Genomic DNA, 17,022 nt, shown 5'->3' on the forward strand with positions numbered 1-17,022 from the left:
GCGCCCTCGTGCGTTACTTCGTGTCTTCCACCTTCGCCATGGACAGCACGTCGAGGCGGCGGTCCAGCTCGGCCTCGGTGAGCTGGTCGCCGAGCAAGCCGCGATCGATCACCGTCTGCCGGATGGTCTTCTTCTCCTTCAGCGCCTCCTTGGCCACCGCGGCCGCTTCCTCGTAGCCGATCGCCGAGTTCAGCGGGGTGACGATGGACGGCGAGGACTCGGCCAGTGTGCGCAGCCGCTCCACGTCGGCGGTCAGCCCGCGCACGCACTTGTCGGCGAAGAGCCGGGACACGTTGGCCAGCAGGCGGATCGACTCGAGCACGTTGCGCGCCATCACCGGGATGTAGACGTTCAGCTCGAAGTGGCCGTTCGCGCCGGCGAAGGCGACCGCGGCGTCGTTGCCGATGACCTGCGCCGCCACCTGGGTGACCGCCTCGGGCAGCACGGGATTCACCTTGCCCGGCATGATCGAGCTGCCCGGCTGCAGGTCCGGCAGCTGGAGTTCGGCCAGACCCGTGAGCGGGCCGGAACCCATCCAGCGGATGTCGTTGGCGATCTTGGTGAGGCTCACCGCGACGGTGCGCAGCGCGCCGGAGAGCTCGACGAGACCGTCGCGCGCCGCCTGTGCCTCGAAGTGGTCGATCGCCTCGGAGAGCGCGTCGATGTCGGTCGACTTCACCAGTTCCGCAACGACTTTCGCACCGAAACCGGCGGGCGCGTTGAGGCCGGTGCCCACCGCGGTGCCGCCGATCGGCAGCTCGCCGAGGCGCGGCAGCGTCACCATCAACCGGTCGATGCTCGCGGCGACCTGGCGGGTGTAGCCGCCGAACTCCTGGCCCAGGGTCACCGGGACGGCGTCCATCAGGTGGGTGCGGCCCGACTTGACCACGGTGCGCCATTCCTCGGACTTGTCCAGCAGCGCGAGCCGCAGGTGCTCGAGCGCGGGAACCAGGTCCTTGATGACGCCCTCGGTCGCCGCGACGTGCGTGGCGGTGGGGAAGGTGTCGTTGGACGACTGCGACATGTTCACGTCGTCGTTGGGGTGCACGTCGACGCCGTTGGCCTTGGCGATCGAGGCGATCACCTCGTTGGCGTTCATGTTGGAGCTGGTGCCCGAGCCGGTCTGGAAGACATCGATCGGGAACTGGTCGTCGTGCTCGCCCGCGGCGATCTCGTTCGCGGCGGCGACGATGGCGTCCGCCTTCACGGCGTCGAGCAGGCCGAGATCCTTGTTCACCTTGGCGCACGCGGCCTTGAGCAGTCCGAGCGCGCGGATCTGCGCGCGCTCCAAGCCGCGCCCGCTGATCGGGAAGTTCTCCACGGCCCGCTGGGTCTGCGCACGCCACAAAGCCTGCGCCGGGACCCGTACCTCGCCCATGGTGTCGTGCTCGATGCGGTACTGCGTCTCCTCGGTCATGATTTCGACCCTATGCCGCACGAGGTCCGCGTGGGGCAGCCACGCCTGAGCGGAATCCCACACCGATCCGGCGGAATACCGTCCACCGGACCGGTGTCGCCGACACTCAGGAGGAGAACAGGACCTTGCCGAACGAACGGTGCTTGTGGTGGTGACCGTGCCCGTAGTGCGGAGCGGGCGCTCCCCACGCGGGCGCGGGGGCGGCCGGTGGTGGCGGCGGTGCCGCGTAGCCGGACTCGAGCCGGGTGAGGTTCTCCAGCTCGCCGTAGTCCAGGAAGATCCCCCGGCAGTTACCGCACTGCTCGATGTGCACACCGCTGCGGTTGTACGTCTGCATCAATCCACGACATTTCGGACACTGCATTTCCGCCACGCTAGTCGATTTCCGGCATGTATGCGGGCATCACGATATGACGGATGCGGTGGCTATCCGTCGGCACGCGTCCACCAAAGCCGTGTCCAGATCATCGAGTTCGCGGTTCTCGCGTGCGGCGGCGACCAGTGCCAGAGCGGCCGCTTGGACGGCGACGGCGCGCGCCGGAGTATCGAGCGCGGTCCACTCGTCTCCCTCCCGCGGCACCGCGACACCGTCGGCGGCGCGATAGGCGTCGAGAAAACGGAGCCAGGTCACGGGCTCGAGAATGCCCGCGGCGAAGAGGGCGGCGGGGCGGGCCAGATCCCACGCGGGATCGCCGGAGCCGAGGTCATCGATGTCGATGAGACGCCAGGAGCCGGTGTTCTCGTGGGGGTCGCGCACGAGCTGACCGAGGTGGAAGTCGCCGTGCACGAGCGTGCGTCGCGGCGCTGCCGGTTCGGGGAGCCGGGCCGATCCAGCTGGTACGGCGAACAGGTCGGGCAAGGCAGCGAATGCCTGGCACACGGTTGCCGCGGCAGCTTGGTCCGCTGCCGCGCCGGCCGCGCGCAGCCGGCGCATCGCCCGATGGACCCGGGCCGGGCCGCCTGCGGCCGGCAGGTCTCGCCCCGGTTCCGGTCGGTCGCGTCCTGGTTCCGGTAGGTCGCGTCCGGGTTCCGGTAGCGCGTGCAGCCGGGCGAGCAGCGTCGCGGCCGCTTCCCACGGCGCGGCGTCGGGGTCGTCGGGGTCGACCGGTTCGCCGTAAGGCCAGGCGGTGATCGTGTGGCTGCCGCGGTGTACCAGGAGCGCGTCGCCGATCGGCAAGGGCGGCAGCAGGATTCCGCGCCACCGCGGCGCGCTCGCCAAGCAAAGGCGGGAGAGTAGTGCCGCCGCATCGGTTTCCGCCGGGTGAGCCTTGACGACGACCGCGCCGATCCGGAGCACGAGCACGTCGGCGCGTTCGGTCAGCACGACAGGCGTTTGGCGCTGCGCACCCACCCGCGCGGCAACCTCGGCCATCGCATCGATGAGTTCGGGTGTGCTCGACCGTGATTCCCGGCTGGTATCGATCCCCACCTAGTCATCGTCCTGGGTAATCTGCCGCCGGGCCACGGCTCACCGATGTGTTCATCCTGGCGCTGACCGGAACCATCGCCCGTCGACCGCGACCGGCGTGCAGCCGCCGCCATAGTGCCCAACCCCGCGCGCCGAGAGTCCCTCTATGCCAGCGGCCGCACCCGGCGGTACCGGATGCGGCCGCGAGGTGAAAGCCGATCAGGGCATCGGAGGAACCGCGTGCTCGTCGCCGTGGAAGTCGACCGAGGAGTACTCGCGCAGCTTGGTCAGGCGATGGTAGGCGTCGATCATGCGGACGGTGCCCGACTTGGAGCGCATGACGATCGACTGAGTCGAGGCGCCGCCACCGTAGTAGCGAACGCCGCGTAGTAGGTCGCCGTCGGTGACGCCGGTGGCGCAGAAGAAGACGTTGTCGCCCGACACCAGGTCCTCGGTGGTGAGCACCCGGTCCAGGTCGTGGCCCGCGTCGATGGCCTGCTGGCGCTCCGCGTCGTCCTTCGGCGCCAGCATGCCCTGCAGCGCGCCGCCCATACAGCGCATGGCCGCCGCGGCGATGATGCCCTCGGGAGTACCGCCGATGCCGACCAGGATGTCGGTGCCGGAATCGGGGCGGGCCGCCGCGATCGCGCCGGCGACGTCGCCGTCGGAGATCAGGCGGATGCGGGCGCCCGCGTCGCGGACCTGCTGAATGAGGTCGGCGTGCCGGGGCCGGTCCAGGATGCAGACGGTCAGATCGGACACCGCGGACTTCTTCGCCTTGGCCACCTTGCGGATGTTCTCGCCGATCGGCGCCGAGATATCGATCACGTCGGCGGCGTCGGGGCCGACCGCGATCTTGTGCATGTAGAACACCGCGGACGGGTCGAACATCGCGCCGCGCTCGGCGACCGCGAGCACCGAGATCGCGCCGGGGGAGCCCTTCGACATCAGCGTGGTGCCGTCGATCGGGTCGACGGCGAAGTCGACGTCCGGGCCGGTGCCGTCGCCGACCTCCTCGCCGTTGTACAGCATGGGCGCTTCGTCCTTCTCGCCCTCGCCGATCACCACGATGCCGCGCATGGAAACCGAGCTGACCAGCTGCCGCATCGCGTCCACGGCGGCGCCGTCGCCACCCTCCTTGTCACCGCGGCCGACCCACCGCCCAGCGGCCATGGCACCCGCCTCGGTCACCCGGACCAGCTCGAGTGCAAGGTTGCGGTCCGGCGCCTCGCGGCGGCTTGGTGCGGGCGAAGATGCCGTCATGGCGGGGTGCCTCCCTCGGGTTGTACGTACGGGACGATTGTCTCATTTCGCGGTCGACCTCCCGTACACACCTGGTCGGGGCGGGTGGGGGTGCCTGGCCGCGCACCCGGCCCGCGAGTGGATACTGGGAGCGTGTCCTACCAAAAGCCACGCATCCTGCACGACTACAAGGATCTGTTCTTCTCGCTGATCCCCCTGGTGCTGATCGCCGTGGTCTTCGCCGGACTGGCCAGCCAGTGCAGCTTCGCCGCCAAGGGGCCGACGCCCGGTCGGATCCCCGCCTTCGATGTGAAGGCGGCGCTCGAGACCGACGCGCGCACGCTGACATTCCCGATCCGCAACCCGAGCGTGCCCGCCGACTGGACCCCCAACTCCGGCAGCCGCGACACCGTCACCGGCCAGGGCGGCGGTCCGGTCAGCACGGTCGGCTACATCACCGCCCAGGGCACCTACATGCAGCTGACCCAGAGCAGCGCCACCGAGGAGTCGCTGGCCCGCTTCGTGCTCGGCTCGCGCTACGCCAGCGGCGCGCAGCAGATCGGTGACCAGAAGTGGATCGTCTACGCCGAGCCGACCGAGGAGACGGCGTGGATCGCCGACCTCGGCGGCGTCCGGGTGCTGATCAAGGGAGCCGGGAACGAGGCCGCGTTCACGACGCTGGCCCAGGCGGTGACCGCCGCCCAGCCGATCAGCCGCTGAATTCGATTGCCGCCCGTTCGGTTCCCGATTAGGGTTGGCGCGACGCGAGATACGCGGATTCGAGGGTGCGGAGGTCGATGAATATGGCTGTCAACAGCCGTATTTCGCATGCCTTCCCTCCGGTCCGCTGAGTACGAGACGCGGGCCGGTCCTTTCGATGACCAGGAGCGTCACGTGTCTTCCCACATTTCCACCGGTGAGCAGATTTCTACCGGTGAGCACATTTCTACCGGTGAACTGAGCACCGAGAGCCTGATCCTGCGCCGCTGGACCCCCGACGACGTGTCCGCCGTACTGGCCGGACGCCGCCTCGCGCACTGGGCGGAGGACTTCCCCGCCGCCGGCGATCGGGCGATCGCCGGGCTGTTCGCCGACCATCCGCAGTGGTACGGCGAGTACGGCCACCGATTGATCATCGAGCGCGAGACCGGTCTCGTGGTCGGTTCGATCGGCCTGTTCTGGCCGCCCGGTGCCGATGGTCTCGAGATCGGCTACGGCACGATCCCGTCTCGGCGTGGGCGCGGGTACGCCAGTGCGGCGACCAGAGCGCTGACCGAATTCGCGCTGGGCGCCGGTGTGCACGCGGTGTACGCGGACGTGGAGCCGTCGAATCCCGGATCGGTGCGGGTGCTCGAGAAAGCCGGGTTTCGTCGCACCGGTGCGGCCGACGGCTTGATCCGCTTCGAGATGACGAGGAACACGCTCGGCTGACGCCCAGCTGACGGTCCACGGCGGGTGGCGTGCTCTCAGTAGCGCGCGCCGTCGCGGGCCACGACGTCGACGATCCGTCCGCTCGGGTCAGTCCTCGTCGGCCGCGCCGCGCGCGAGCGCGTCCTCGACCCGCTTGCGCGCACCGGCCAGGTGTTCCTCGCACCGGTTGGCCAGCGCCTCGCCGCGCTCCCACAGGGCGAGCGAATCATCGAGATCCATGCCGCCCTGCTCGAGCATCTTGACGACGTTCACCAGTTCGTCGCGGGCGCGTTCGTAGCCGAAGTCCGCGATCTCGGCCAGCTCGTCCTTGCCGGCGTCGGCCAAGGTCAGTTCCCTCCTGTGCGTTCCTCGTCGTCCCGGCGGGCGCCGGAATCGCGGGTGTTCGGCTTCCGAGCGCCGAGCGCCTGGGTGCCGAGCGCCGCCGCGGTCACGGCGCCGTCGGCGACCCGGATGCGCAACTGGCTGCCCGCGGGCGCGTCCTCGATGCTGCGTACGACGTGCCGTTCGGAACCGGTCACGCGCTGCACGACAGCGTAACCGCGAGACAACGTCGCGGCCGGGCCCACCGCCGTGAGCTTTTCGCGCAGGTGTCGCGTCGCGGTGGCTTCGGTGCGGACCGCGTGCTCGGCGCAGCGCCGCGCGGACACCCGCAGCCGTTCGATCTCCTCGGCGCGCCGGTCGACCTCGCGCAGCGGATCGGCGAGCACCGGGCGCGAACGGAGCTGGGCCAGCGCCCTGGTCTCGCGGTCCACCCAACCGCGCAGTGCGGCGGCCGAACGGCCGCGCAGCTCGCGCACGCAGGCCAGCTCCGCGGCGGCGTCGGGCACGACGCGCTTGGCGGCGTCGGTCGGCGTCGCGGCGCGCAGGTCGGCGACGTAGTCGGCGAGCGGGTTGTCGGGTTCGTGGCCGATCGCGCTGACGATCGGCGTCGTCGCGGCCACGATGGCGCGGCACAGCGCCTCGTCGGAGAAGGGCAGCAGGTCCTCGACGCTGCCGCCGCCGCGGGCCAGCACGATCACCTCGACGGCGGGGTCGCGGTCGAGTTCGGCCAGCGCGTCCAGGATCTGCGGCACCGCCGTCGGCCCCTGCACCGCGGTGTTGCGCACTTCGAAACGTACTGCGGGCCAACGATTTCTGGCGACGGTGAGGACGTCGCGTTCGGCGGCGCTCGCGCGGCCGGTGATCAGGCCGACGGTGCCGGGCAGGAACGGGAGCGGCCGCTTGAGCCGGGGATCGAAAAGGCCTTCCGCGGCGAGCAGCGCTTTGAGCCGCTCGATGCGGGCGAGCAGTTCGCCGACACCGACGGGCCGAATCTCGATGACCCGCAACGACAACGTCCCGCGCCCGGTGAAGTACGTGAGTTTGCCGTAGACCACCACCCGGCTGCCTTCTTGCAGCGGGATCGGGGAGCGGCGCAAGAGATCGGGGTCGCAGGTCACCTGCAACGACATGTCGGCCGACGGGTCACGAAGCACGAGGAACGCGGTGCGCGCTCCCGGGCGCGCGTTGATCTGGGTGATCTGCCCCTCCACCCAGATGGAGCCGAGGCGGTCGATCCACTGCATGACCTTCACGGCGACGGAGCGCACCGGCCACGGGTGTTCGGCGGAGTTGGCGGGGGCCGCGCCTGCCTCGGCGGACGGCTGGGGACCGCTCTGTGTCATACGGACAGGTATACGCGGCGGGGTTGGCCGGACCGTGCCCGGCCAACCACCGGCGAGGTCGTCGCGGGTGCGATCACTGGGCCCGGACGGTGGCGATCCGGTTCGTCAGCATGGTCACGAACGGGGCGCGCGCGAGGGTCCGCTGCTCGTAGTCCAGCAGCGCGGTGAGGTCCTCGACGGTCAGCATGCGCAGGCGGGCGCGGAGCTGGGCGAGGGTCATGTTGGCGTAGTCGTAGCGGGTCGCGACCTCGGGCTCGGCGATCTCGGCGGGCTCGTCCTCGACGGAGACCGTCTCGTCGGAAGCGGGTTCCGCGACGGGCTCGGGGTCGGTGATTTCCGGCACAGTGATGGTCTGCACCGGGGCGACGTGCCCGTTGGTCGAGCTCGTGGTCGATTCTTCAGCGGTGTAGAGGTCGAAGCGGCTGGTGCGGCCCGCGGTCGCGAAATCGTCGCCCGAGGATTGCTCGTCGCCGAGGTCCTCGTCGAAGGTCGCCCACTCCGGCTGTTCCACCGGGCTGTTGGACAGCCGCTCGAACACCGCGTCGCCCTTGAGCGCGAGGCTGGTCACGAACTGCTGGACGTGCATGGTGGTCTGCAACATCTGGCTGATCGCGGTGATCGGGAAGTTCATCGCGGCCGTGGGTAACCGACGGGTTTCTTCGAGGGCGTAGACGGCGGCTCCGGCGGCGACCCGGGCCAGAAACGGTGGTCGAAACATGCTCATAGCCTGCCCGATACGCCATGATCTGCAAAGAACTAGTGTCACAGACACTATTGTCCAGGGCCTGGATCACAGTCGATGACCCGGCCGATCCGGTCGATGCGACCATTCGGCGGTCCCCAGGTGCACGTACTCTGGGGGACATGTCTTCGGCCATCCCTTTGAACGTCGGAATCGCCCGCTCGGCGGGCGCCGGAACAGTCGATGCCGACGGTGGTAAGCGCGTGCTGCTAGCCGAGCCGCGCGGATACTGCGCGGGCGTCGACCGCGCGGTGGAAACGGTGGAGAAGGCGCTGGAGAAGCACGGTGCGCCCATCTATGTGCGCAAGGAGATCGTGCACAACAGGCACGTGGTGGAGACGCTGCGCGATCGCGGCGTCGTCTTCGTGGACGAGACCGACGAGGTGCCGAACGGCGCGGTCGTGGTCTTCTCCGCGCACGGCGTCTCCCCGGCGGTGCACGAGGCGGCCGCGGCGCGCGACCTGCACACCATCGACGCCACCTGCCCGCTGGTCACCAAGGTGCACCAGGAGGCCAAGCGCTTCGCGCGCGACGATTTCGACATCCTGCTGATCGGCCACGAGGGCCACGAGGAAGTCGAGGGCACCGCGGGCGAGGCGCCCGATCACGTGCAACTCGTCGACGGTCCCGACGCGGTCGACCGGGTCACCGTACGCGACGAGAACAAGGTGATCTGGCTGTCGCAGACCACGCTCAGCGTCGACGAGACGATGGAGACGGTGCAGCGGCTGCGCGAGCGTTTCCCCGCGCTGCAGGATCCGCCGAGCGACGACATCTGCTACGCCACCCAGAACCGCCAGGTCGCGGTGAAGGCGATGGCGCCGGAATGCGACCTGGTCATCGTGGTCGGCTCGCGCAATTCCTCGAACTCGGTGCGGCTGGTCGAGGTCGCGCTCGGCGCGGGCGCGCGGGCCGCGCACCTGGTCGACTTCGCTCGCGAGGTCGACCCGGCCTGGCTGGACGGCGCGCGCACGATCGGCATCACCTCCGGCGCGTCGGTGCCCGAGATCCTGGTGCGCGGCGTGCTCGACATGCTCGCCGAGCACGGTTACGCCGACGTGCAGCCGGTGACCACCGCCAACGAGACGCTGGTCTTCGCGCTGCCCAGGGAACTGCGCACCGCACGGAGCTGAGCCGCGGTCGCCGGTGCGGGGCTGCTCTCGGACGATCGTTGCGCGCTGGTCGGCGCTGTCTTCGGACCGCCGTCGATTACTCGGCGAAGGTGCGTTGTGTGAGGCCGCGCGGTGGGCGTCGCTGTCGTCTGCCGCTGGTCTTTCGGCGGTGCTGGTAGGCGCTGACTTCGGACGACCGCCGATCTCTCGGCGAAGGGTGCGCTGTCCGAGGCCGCCCGGTCGGTGAGCGTCGGTGTCGATCGCCGCTGATCTTCCGGCGCGGCGCTGTCTGATACCGCGCGGTGGGCGTCGCTGTCGTCTGCCGCTGGTCTTTCGGCGGTGCTCGTCGGCGCTGTCTTCGGGCCGCCGTCGATTACTCGGCGAAGGTGCGCTGTCCGAGGCCGCGCGGTCGGTGAGCGTCTGTGTCGATCGCCGCTGATCTTCCAGCGGCGCTGCGTTGTCTGATACCGCGCGGTGGGTCGGTGTCGCCGTCGACGACGCTGATCTTTCAGCGGTGCTGCGCTGTTCGGGCTGTGTGCGTCGGCGCCCGTATTAGTCGGCCCAGTGTCGAAGGTCGACGGTGTCAGAGACTTTCCGGCTTGCGCCGCTGGGTGCGGCTCGAATCGCGCTCGCGATAGCGCACATTCGGCTGCGGATGAGGCGGCACCTCGGCGCGTCCGCGCGCGCCGCGTGGCGGTTCGCCCTCCGTACGCGGCACCGGCGCGGGACGCGCGCCACGCGCCGCCGGTCGGCCGCGACCCGACGTGCCGACCCGGGGCGGGGCGTCGGCCACGGTCTTCGATGGGCGGCGGCCGGGACGCGGCGGTTCGTACTTGTCGGTGACCGGATCCTCGTCCACTTCGGGCTGCGGTCGGCGCGGGCGGCGGCGCGCCGATTCCGCGGGCCCGTCTTCCTCGCCGCGCTTGACGCTGCTGCGTCCCCAGCTCGAGCCGCGGCGCGACTCCTTGGAGCGCTCGGCGGCCGACTCGCGCCTGTCCATGAAGATGCGGGCGCCGCCGATGGCCAGCACCAGCGCGGTGGCGAGCATCATCGTCGGGAACCGGTTCACCAGCGGGATGGCCAGGTTCAGCAGGATGTCCTTGAGGCCGGTCGAGACGCGGCCGGTCAGGTGCTGGTAGGCCAGCGGAACCGCGAGGAAGAGCAGCAGCGGCGGCAACACCATGGCGGTGAACAGCCCGCGGAAGCGCACGGCGAGCACCGCGGCGACACAGCCGACGATATACAGCGTGGCGAAGCTGGCGGTGAGTTCGGCGTTGTCGCCGCTGGCATCGATCAGGAATCCCAGCAACGTGCACGCGACCGCGATCAGGACAGCCGCCCAGGCCGGGATTCCCGGCACCGAGGGCAGGACCGAACGTTGCGGCGCGGGCACCCGGGAACGCACACGTTGGGTAGCAGCCACGATATGAACAGTAACTGCCATACCGTTCGGTGGGGTTACGGCGGGGCCGTTGCCGACTCGACCGGATCGACTCGGGCTGCGTCGGCTAGGCCGAATCGTCGGCGTCGGCGAAGCCGACGACCCGCGGGCGGCTGTCCACCCGCTGGATCACCGGAGCCTCCTGCTCGGCTATCTCGAGCTCGTGCAATTTGCGCGCGGTGACCATGACCCGCGACTCGACCGACGCGACCGCGTAATTGAAAGCGTCGACCGCCTTGCCGAGTTGGTTGCCGAGCCGGTCCAAATGCCGTCCGGTCATGCAGAGGCGCGCCGAGAGCTCCCGACCCAATTGCTGGACCATTGCCATATCCCGGGACACGGCCTCCTGGCGCCACCCGAACGCCACCGTGCGCAGCAGCGCGATCAGCGTCGTCGGCGTGGCCAGGATCACGTTGCGGCCGAACGCGTACTCCAAAAGCCCGGAGTCCGTGGTCAGCGCGGCGTCCAGGAACGGGTCGCCGGGCACGAACAGCACGACGAATTCCGGAGCGGGATCGAAAGCCGCCCAGTACGCCTTGTCAGCCAACTGGTCGACGTGCGCGCGCAACTGCTTGGCGTGCCGCACCAGCAGATCGGCGCGCACGTCGGGGTCCTCGGCGGTGCTCGCGTCGAGGTAGGCGGTGAACGGGACTTTGGCGTCGACCACTATGTGCCGACCCCCGGCCAGGTACACCACCAGATCGGGCCGCACCGAACCGATGCGGTCCGGTCCGCCGTCGCCGCGCACCGCCCTGCTCACCTGCGTGGAGAAGTCGCAGTGTTTGGTCATCCCGGCGAGTTCCACCACGCGCTCCAACTGGATCTCGCCCCAGCGCCCGCGCACCTGCGGCGCCCGCAGCGCGGCGACCAGCTGACCGGTCTGGCTGGAGAGCTGATGCGAGGTGCGCTGCATGTTGGCGACCTGTTCGCGCAGACCCGAGTACGCGTTGATGCGATGGTGCTCGACCTGCTGGATGTGCTGGTTCAGCGCGCCGACCGCCTCGCGCAGCGGTTCCACCATGGCGCCGACCGCGCTCGAATGCCTGCGCGCCGCATCCTCGTTCGCCGCGTTGAGCGATTGCCGTAGCAAACGCTCGTTGTCGGCGGCGGCCGCCAGTCTCGCCTCCGCGACCGCCGCCCGCTGCCCGGCCCGGGCACTGTGGCCCAGCCAGCCCATTCCGACCCCAGCGGCGAACACCAGCAGCAGCGCGAACAGCATCGGTGCGGTCATAGCCCAGATAGTGCCGCACCCCACCGACATCCGAGCAACCAGCCAGCTGCCGTGCGGCCGCGCCGGGTGTCAGCGCACCGAATCACACCGCATCCGACGCATTTCCCAGCCAGCTCGAGGGCGAGTCTTACGAACACACGCGCGCCAGCGCGCCGACAACACAGCCGCGAACACGCCGTGCCGCAGGCGCGGCAAATTGAACTCTGTCGGTGGGTGGCTCTACGGTTTCGGGCCATGCGGATGTTGCACACCTCGGATTGGCACATCGGGCGTACCTTTCACGGCGTCGATCTGCTTGCCGACCAGGCACGTTCGCTGGCCGCCATCGCGGAGCTCGTGGCGGCCGAGTCGGTGGACGTGGTCGTCGTACCGGGCGACGTGTACGACAGGTCGATTCCGAGCGCCGACGCGATCGCGGTGTGCAACCGAGGTTTCGAGGCCATCCGCGCCGCGGGCGCGGTGATCGTCGCGACCTCGGGAAATCACGATTCGCCCGCCCGGCTCGGCGCGGGCGCGAGTTTCGCCGCGGCGGGCGGGCTGCACCTGCGCACCACCGTCGCGGACTCCGATCTGCCGGTCCTGCTGACCGACGAGCACGGCGAAGTGGCTTTCTACGGCATCCCGTATCTGGAACCGGAGATCACCCGCGCCGAACTCGATGTCCCGCAGGCGCGTTCGCACGCCGAGATCTTGGCGGCGGCGATGGCCCGGATTCGCGCCGACATCGCGACGCGGCCGGGAGCGCGCACCGTGGTGCTCGCGCACGCGTTCGTGGTCGGCGGCGCGGCGACCGGCTCGGAGCGCTCCATCTCGGTCGGCGGGGTGGAGACTGTGCCCCTCGCGGAGTTCGACGGCATCGACTACGTGGCACTCGGCCACCTGCATTCGCCGCAGACGCTGTCCGAGTCGGTGCGCTATTCCGGCTCGCCGCTGCCGTACTCGTTCGCCGAGAGTTCGCATCGCAAGGCCGTGTGGATCGTCGACCTGGATGCCGACGGCCTGTCGTCCGTGCAGCGCCGTGACCTGCCGGTGGTGCGCGGTCTCAGCCGCCTCACCGGGACGCTGGACGAGCTGCTCGCCGACCCGGCGCACGAGACGGCCGTCGACCACTACGTGTCCGCGACCCTCGTCGACCAGGCCCGTCCGATCGACGCGCTGCGCAAACTGCGCGAGCGCTTCCCGCACGCCGTGCACGTGGAATGGATACGCCCCGAGGGCAACCCGGAACTGCGTTACCGTGAGCGGGTGCACGGCCGCCGCGACACCGAAGTAGCGCAGAGCTTCCTCACCGACGTGCGCGGTGCGCCGAGCGCGGGAGAGATGAAGTGGATCGAGCGGGCGCTGGCCGCCGCCGTGGCCGAGCCCGATCGGGTGTCCGCAGCGCCCGCGCAGCTTCCGCTCTCCGGCGAGCTGACCGCATGATCACCGACAACGGAAGGCGCTTGTCCGAGCTGAGTGATCGGCGTGCGGCTGCGTCGAGTGGATGGCGCATGACCGCGCGGAGTGAATGGCGCGGTGGAGTGCGGACCGAAAGGCGCGGGGGCGCACCGAGTGAATGGCGCGGGAGAGCTCGGAGTGAATGGCACGGGCGTGTGCGGACCGAGTGGCGCGGGCGGTCGCGGAGGGTGTGGCGCGAGGCCGCCGCATGAGACTGCATCGGTTGGAGATGACCGCCTTCGGCCCGTTCGCCGACACCACGGTCGTCGACTTCGACGCGCTCGGCGCGGACGGGCTCTTCCTCCTGCACGGGCAGACCGGCGCGGGTAAGACGACAGTGCTGGACGCGATCGCCTTCGCCCTCTACGGCCGGGTGCCCGGCGCACGCGGTGAAAGCAAGCGCCTGCATTCCGATCACGCGCCGGAACAGACGCCGCCGCAGGTCGTGTTGGAGGCGACGCTGGGCGGACGACGCTTGCGGCTCACCAGGATTCCCGAATTCGAGCGCCCCAAGCTGCGCGGCACCGGCACCCGCACCGATCCGCCCAAGGCCACGCTGACCTGGTTGGACGGGCGCGGCGAGAACCTCTCCCGCATCCCGGACATCGGCGACGAGATCATCCGTCTGCTCGGCATGAGCGCCGACCAGTTCTTCCAGGTGGTGTTGCTGCCCCAGGGCGACTTCGCGCGTTTCCTGCGTGCCGACAACGAGGATCGCGAGAAGCTGCTCGAAAAGCTATTCGACACCGAGCGTTTCGGCACCGCCGAACAGTGGCTCGCCGACAAGCGACGCGCCTCGGCGGCCGAACTGGAGTCCCGGAGGCAGGGCATCGAACGGCTGATCGCGCAGATCCGCGGTGCGGCGGGTCTGAGCGTGACGGAGTCGGTCGGCGCGTTGGAGGCGGTGGCGTGGTCGCAGGATCTGCTCGCCACGGCTCGCACCGATCTGGCGCAGGCGAGTACGGAAGCCGAACGTTGCCAGCAGAATTCGGTCGAGCTTCGCAAGTTCGCCGACGAGCAGCGGCGGCTGGCGGAGTTGCGGCGCCGGATGGAGTCCGCGCGGGCTGACCTCGAGGAGTACGCGGCGCGCGCCGAGCACCGTACCGCGCTGCGTGCGGAACTCGAAGCTGCCCGTCGCGCCCAGCCGGTCGCGGAGGCGATCGACGAGGCGCGCGCCGCCGTCATGACCTCGCGTCGTCGCGAGAACGAGGCGAGCGCCGCCGCGGCGCGATTGGCTTCCGCGCTGCTGGATCCGGCCGCGGCCGACATCGGTGGGTCCGAGCTGGTCGGCTCGGAAGACATCGAAGCGGAAGATGATTCGGACGCGGTCGCGACCGGTCCGACGATTCGGTCCGACGCGGACCTCGACGACGTGGTCCGTCGCTGGAGCGCCCAGATCGGCGCGCTAGACGAGGTGCGGGCCGATGCGTCGGCGGCCGACCGGCTTCGTCGCGAAATAGATGATCTGCGTACCGAATCCGCCGCCCTGACCGAACGGATGACCGAGCTGACCGGTCGGCGCGAGCGCCTGCCCGCGACGATCGCCGCGGCCGAGGCGCGGGTGCGCGAGACGACCGAAGCCGCCGCGACTTTGCCGTCGCTGATCGCCGAATGCGAACGCCTCCAGGCCGCCGCCACGGCTGCCGTCGAATTGGCCGGTCGTAGAACGGATCTCGATCGCACGCGGATCGAGTTCGAGACCGCGCGCACCGCGCACAACGACGCGAAGGAGCGGGTGCTCGACCTGCGCGAGCGCCGCTTGGCAGGCATGGCCGCGGAACTGGCGGGTCAGTTGGTCGAGGGGGAGCCGTGCGCGGTGTGCGGCGCGGCGGACCATCCGGCCCCGGCTCGGCCCGCGCCGAGCGCCGTCTCCAGGGAAACGGAGGATGCGGCGGTGGCCGCCGAGCGCACCGCCGAGGAGAACCGCGACCGCGTCCACGCCCGAATCACCGGACTGGAACGCGAGATCGAGGCGCTGACCGCCCGCGGCGGCGACGCCGACCGCGTAGAACTCGCCGCCGCACTGCGCTCGGCGACCCACCGCTACGAGGACGCCGCCGAACTCGCCGCGCTGGCCGACGGATCGACGGCCGAACTCTCCCGGTTGCGCACCGAGGAAACGCGCCTGCACGACGACTTGCGCGCGGCCGAAGCCGGGGCCAGCACCGTCATCGCCCGCATCACGGCGTCGATCGCCCGCCTCGACGAACTCTCCGAACGTCTGCGCGCCGCCGCTGGCGCCGACGAGACCATCGACCGCCGCCGCGCCCGCCTGAACGGACTGGTCACCGACGCCACCGCGCTGCGCGCCGCACGCACCGCCGCGGCGTCCGCTCGCGAGCAGGTCACCGCGGTCGCGGATCGCGTCGAAAGTCTGGCGCGCGCCGCCGGTTTCATTCCGCAAGAATGGAACCACGACGCCGCCCGCGACGATGTCGCCCTGCTCACCGCCTACGCACGCGTCGTCACCGCCGCCTCGCGAACCCCGCAGCGGCAGCAGGAGATCGACGCGGAACTCCTCGCCGCCGAGAACGCCCGCGCACACGCCGAGAAGGTGCTCGCCGAGCCCGAGATCCAAGCCGCCGCCACCGCCGAACTCGGCGACTTCGCCGAGCTGGAGCGCGGACTCGCCGACGCGCAGACCCGGCTCAACACCGCCGTCGCCGCGCAGGCCGAGGCGGGACGGCGGGTGCAACTGCTGGAAGAACTCGGCGGCCAGCTGTGGGCCGAGGTGGACCGGATCGCGCCCCTCCAGCGCACGCACGAAGAGCTGGCCGGGCTCGCGGAAGTGGTCGCGGGCCGCGGCGAGAACAACCGGCGCATGTCGCTGCGCTCCTATGTGCTCGCCGCCCGCCTAGAGGAAGTGGCGCTCGCCGGTTCGGTGCGGTTGCGCCGAATGTCCGGCGGCCGTTACGAATTCGTGCACTCCGACAAGGCGGGACCGCGCGGCAGGCGCGGCGGTCTCGGCCTCGACATCCGCGACGACTACACCGGCGCCGTGCGCCCCGCCAAAACCCTCTCCGGCGGCGAGACATTCATGGCGTCCCTCTCGCTGGCCCTCGGCCTTGCCGACACCGTCGCCGCCGAATCCGGCGGCCTCGTCCTGGACACCCTCTTCATCGACGAAGGTTTCGGCGGCCTCGACGCCGACACCCTCGACGCCGTCATGGGCGTCCTCGACGAACTCCGCGCAGGCGGCCGCGTCGTCGGCCTGGTCAGCCACGTCGACGAGATGCGCCAACGCATCCCCAGCCGCCTACACGTCATCCGCGGCCGCACCGGCTCCCACCTCCAAACCACCGTCGCCTGAATTACTGGCGAAGGTCGTCGGGGTGCGTTACGGGGCGGACGTCGATCAGGCCGCTCAGGCCCTCGAAATCGGCTGGGTCGACGGTGAAGAGTGGCAGGTGGTGGACCGATGCGATCGCGGCGATCATCAGGTCTACCCTGCGCGGCTTAGGGTTTCGTCCCGCGGCGAGGACCGCCGCGATGACGTGGCCGTAGCGGCGCGCCGCACGCGTGTCGAAGGGCAGCGGCTCGAAGATGGCTTCGGCGTTCTGCAGCCGTTCGATCCGCCGAGCTCGTTCGGCGGGGTCGCGGGCATAGTGCGGGCCGGAGGCGAGTTCCGCCATCGTCGGGGTGCCCACCACCAGCTCGGCGGGGAGTTCAGCGGGTGCCAAGGCGTCGATGAGTACGAGGACATTGGTGTCGACCAGTCCTCGCTCCGGGACAGATGTCATTCGCTCTCGCCAGGCGCGAACTGTCCGAGCCGGTGGGCGCGGTCGTATGGATCGAAGATCGAGTCGTCCACTACCTCGGCCGCTTCGGCTGCCCAGTCGTGCGCGGCGGGAGAAAGTCCGACGAAGGCCGCGAGCACTTCGTCCCGTGGCACCGCGG

Annotated in this window: 16 protein-coding genes; 5 read left to right on the plus strand and 11 right to left on the minus strand. The window is 70.2% G+C overall.

The window, feature by feature from the left end; translation table 11 throughout:
• Nucleotides 1–13 precede the first annotated feature (13 nt).
• The 4 genes from AB0H49_RS12400 to glpX form a co-directional block, all read right to left on the minus strand.
• Entirely contained in the window at nucleotides 14–1,417 is a 1,404-nt protein-coding gene (locus AB0H49_RS12400) for a class II fumarate hydratase (protein WP_355001937.1), read from the minus strand.
• A gap of 106 nt (nucleotides 1,418–1,523) precedes the next feature.
• A complete protein-coding gene (locus AB0H49_RS12405) occupies nucleotides 1,524–1,781 on the minus strand; it encodes a zf-TFIIB domain-containing protein (protein WP_355001936.1) in 258 nt (85 codons plus the stop codon).
• 39 nt (nucleotides 1,782–1,820) lie between these two features.
• A complete protein-coding gene (locus AB0H49_RS12410; protein WP_357250485.1) occupies nucleotides 1,821–2,846 on the minus strand; it encodes an aminoglycoside phosphotransferase family protein in 1,026 nt (341 codons plus the stop codon).
• 198 nt (nucleotides 2,847–3,044) lie between these two features.
• Nucleotides 3,045–4,088, minus strand: a complete 1,044-nt coding sequence (glpX, locus tag AB0H49_RS12415) for a class II fructose-bisphosphatase (RefSeq protein WP_355001934.1) — start codon at nucleotides 4,086–4,088, stop codon at nucleotides 3,045–3,047.
• A gap of 132 nt (nucleotides 4,089–4,220) precedes the next feature.
• Between glpX and AB0H49_RS12420 the strand changes: the two genes are divergently transcribed.
• Nucleotides 4,221–4,787, plus strand: coding sequence for a DUF4245 domain-containing protein (locus AB0H49_RS12420; RefSeq protein WP_355001933.1), 567 nt, complete (start codon nucleotides 4,221–4,223; stop codon nucleotides 4,785–4,787).
• Nucleotides 4,788–4,961: 174 nt separating this feature from the next.
• Nucleotides 4,962–5,498 (plus strand): GNAT family N-acetyltransferase, encoded by a 537-nt coding sequence (locus tag AB0H49_RS12425; protein WP_357250489.1) that lies wholly within the window; start codon nucleotides 4,962–4,964, stop codon nucleotides 5,496–5,498.
• Between the two features lie 87 nt (nucleotides 5,499–5,585).
• Here AB0H49_RS12425 and AB0H49_RS12430 read toward each other — a convergent pair whose 3' ends face one another.
• The 3 genes from AB0H49_RS12430 to AB0H49_RS12440 form a co-directional block, all read right to left on the minus strand.
• Nucleotides 5,586–5,822: an exodeoxyribonuclease VII small subunit gene (locus AB0H49_RS12430; protein WP_141808918.1), complete on the minus strand. Its 237-nt coding sequence runs from the start codon at nucleotides 5,820–5,822 to the stop codon at nucleotides 5,586–5,588.
• Between the two features lie 2 nt (nucleotides 5,823–5,824).
• Nucleotides 5,825–7,162: an exodeoxyribonuclease VII large subunit gene (xseA, locus tag AB0H49_RS12435; protein ID WP_355001931.1), complete on the minus strand. Its 1,338-nt coding sequence runs from the start codon at nucleotides 7,160–7,162 to the stop codon at nucleotides 5,825–5,827.
• A gap of 73 nt (nucleotides 7,163–7,235) precedes the next feature.
• Nucleotides 7,236–7,880 carry a lipid droplet-associated protein gene (locus AB0H49_RS12440; RefSeq protein ID WP_357250493.1) on the minus strand — a complete coding sequence of 215 codons (645 nt, stop codon included), beginning with the start codon at nucleotides 7,878–7,880 and terminating at the stop codon, nucleotides 7,236–7,238.
• 146 nt (nucleotides 7,881–8,026) lie between these two features.
• Between AB0H49_RS12440 and AB0H49_RS12445 the strand changes: the two genes are divergently transcribed.
• A complete protein-coding gene (locus tag AB0H49_RS12445) occupies nucleotides 8,027–9,037 on the plus strand; it encodes a 4-hydroxy-3-methylbut-2-enyl diphosphate reductase (RefSeq protein ID WP_355001929.1) in 1,011 nt (336 codons plus the stop codon).
• A gap of 562 nt (nucleotides 9,038–9,599) precedes the next feature.
• Here the strand turns inward: AB0H49_RS12445 and AB0H49_RS12450 are convergent.
• Together AB0H49_RS12450 and AB0H49_RS12455 are read right to left on the minus strand one after the other, a co-directional pair.
• A complete protein-coding gene (locus AB0H49_RS12450; protein WP_355001928.1) occupies nucleotides 9,600–10,439 on the minus strand; it encodes a DUF6542 domain-containing protein in 840 nt (279 codons plus the stop codon).
• 85 nt (nucleotides 10,440–10,524) lie between these two features.
• On the minus strand, nucleotides 10,525–11,688 hold the full coding sequence (locus AB0H49_RS12455) for a DNA recombination protein RmuC (RefSeq protein ID WP_357250497.1): 1,164 nt from the start codon (nucleotides 11,686–11,688) through the stop codon (nucleotides 10,525–10,527).
• Between the two features lie 234 nt (nucleotides 11,689–11,922).
• Between AB0H49_RS12455 and AB0H49_RS12460 the strand changes: the two genes are divergently transcribed.
• Complete coding sequence (locus tag AB0H49_RS12460; protein WP_357250500.1) at nucleotides 11,923–13,110, plus strand: exonuclease SbcCD subunit D; 1,188 nt, start codon at nucleotides 11,923–11,925, stop codon at nucleotides 13,108–13,110.
• 223 nt (nucleotides 13,111–13,333) lie between these two features.
• Nucleotides 13,334–16,435: an SMC family ATPase gene (locus AB0H49_RS12465; RefSeq protein WP_357250503.1), complete on the plus strand. Its 3,102-nt coding sequence runs from the start codon at nucleotides 13,334–13,336 to the stop codon at nucleotides 16,433–16,435.
• Between the two features lies 1 nt (nucleotide 16,436).
• On the opposite strand, the gene AB0H49_RS12470 is transcribed toward AB0H49_RS12465, so the two are convergent.
• Both AB0H49_RS12470 and AB0H49_RS12475 read right to left on the minus strand, forming a co-directional pair.
• On the minus strand, nucleotides 16,437–16,865 hold the full coding sequence (locus tag AB0H49_RS12470) for a type II toxin-antitoxin system VapC family toxin (protein WP_357250506.1): 429 nt from the start codon (nucleotides 16,863–16,865) through the stop codon (nucleotides 16,437–16,439).
• Nucleotides 16,862–17,017 (minus strand): hypothetical protein, encoded by a 156-nt coding sequence (locus AB0H49_RS12475; RefSeq protein ID WP_355001923.1) that lies wholly within the window; start codon nucleotides 17,015–17,017, stop codon nucleotides 16,862–16,864. The genes AB0H49_RS12470 and AB0H49_RS12475 overlap by 4 nt, the downstream gene beginning before the upstream one ends.
• Nucleotides 17,018–17,022 lie beyond the last annotated feature (5 nt).

Source organism: Nocardia sp. NPDC050713, from assembly GCF_040654315.1.
Taxonomy (GTDB): domain Bacteria; phylum Actinomycetota; class Actinomycetes; order Mycobacteriales; family Mycobacteriaceae; genus Nocardia.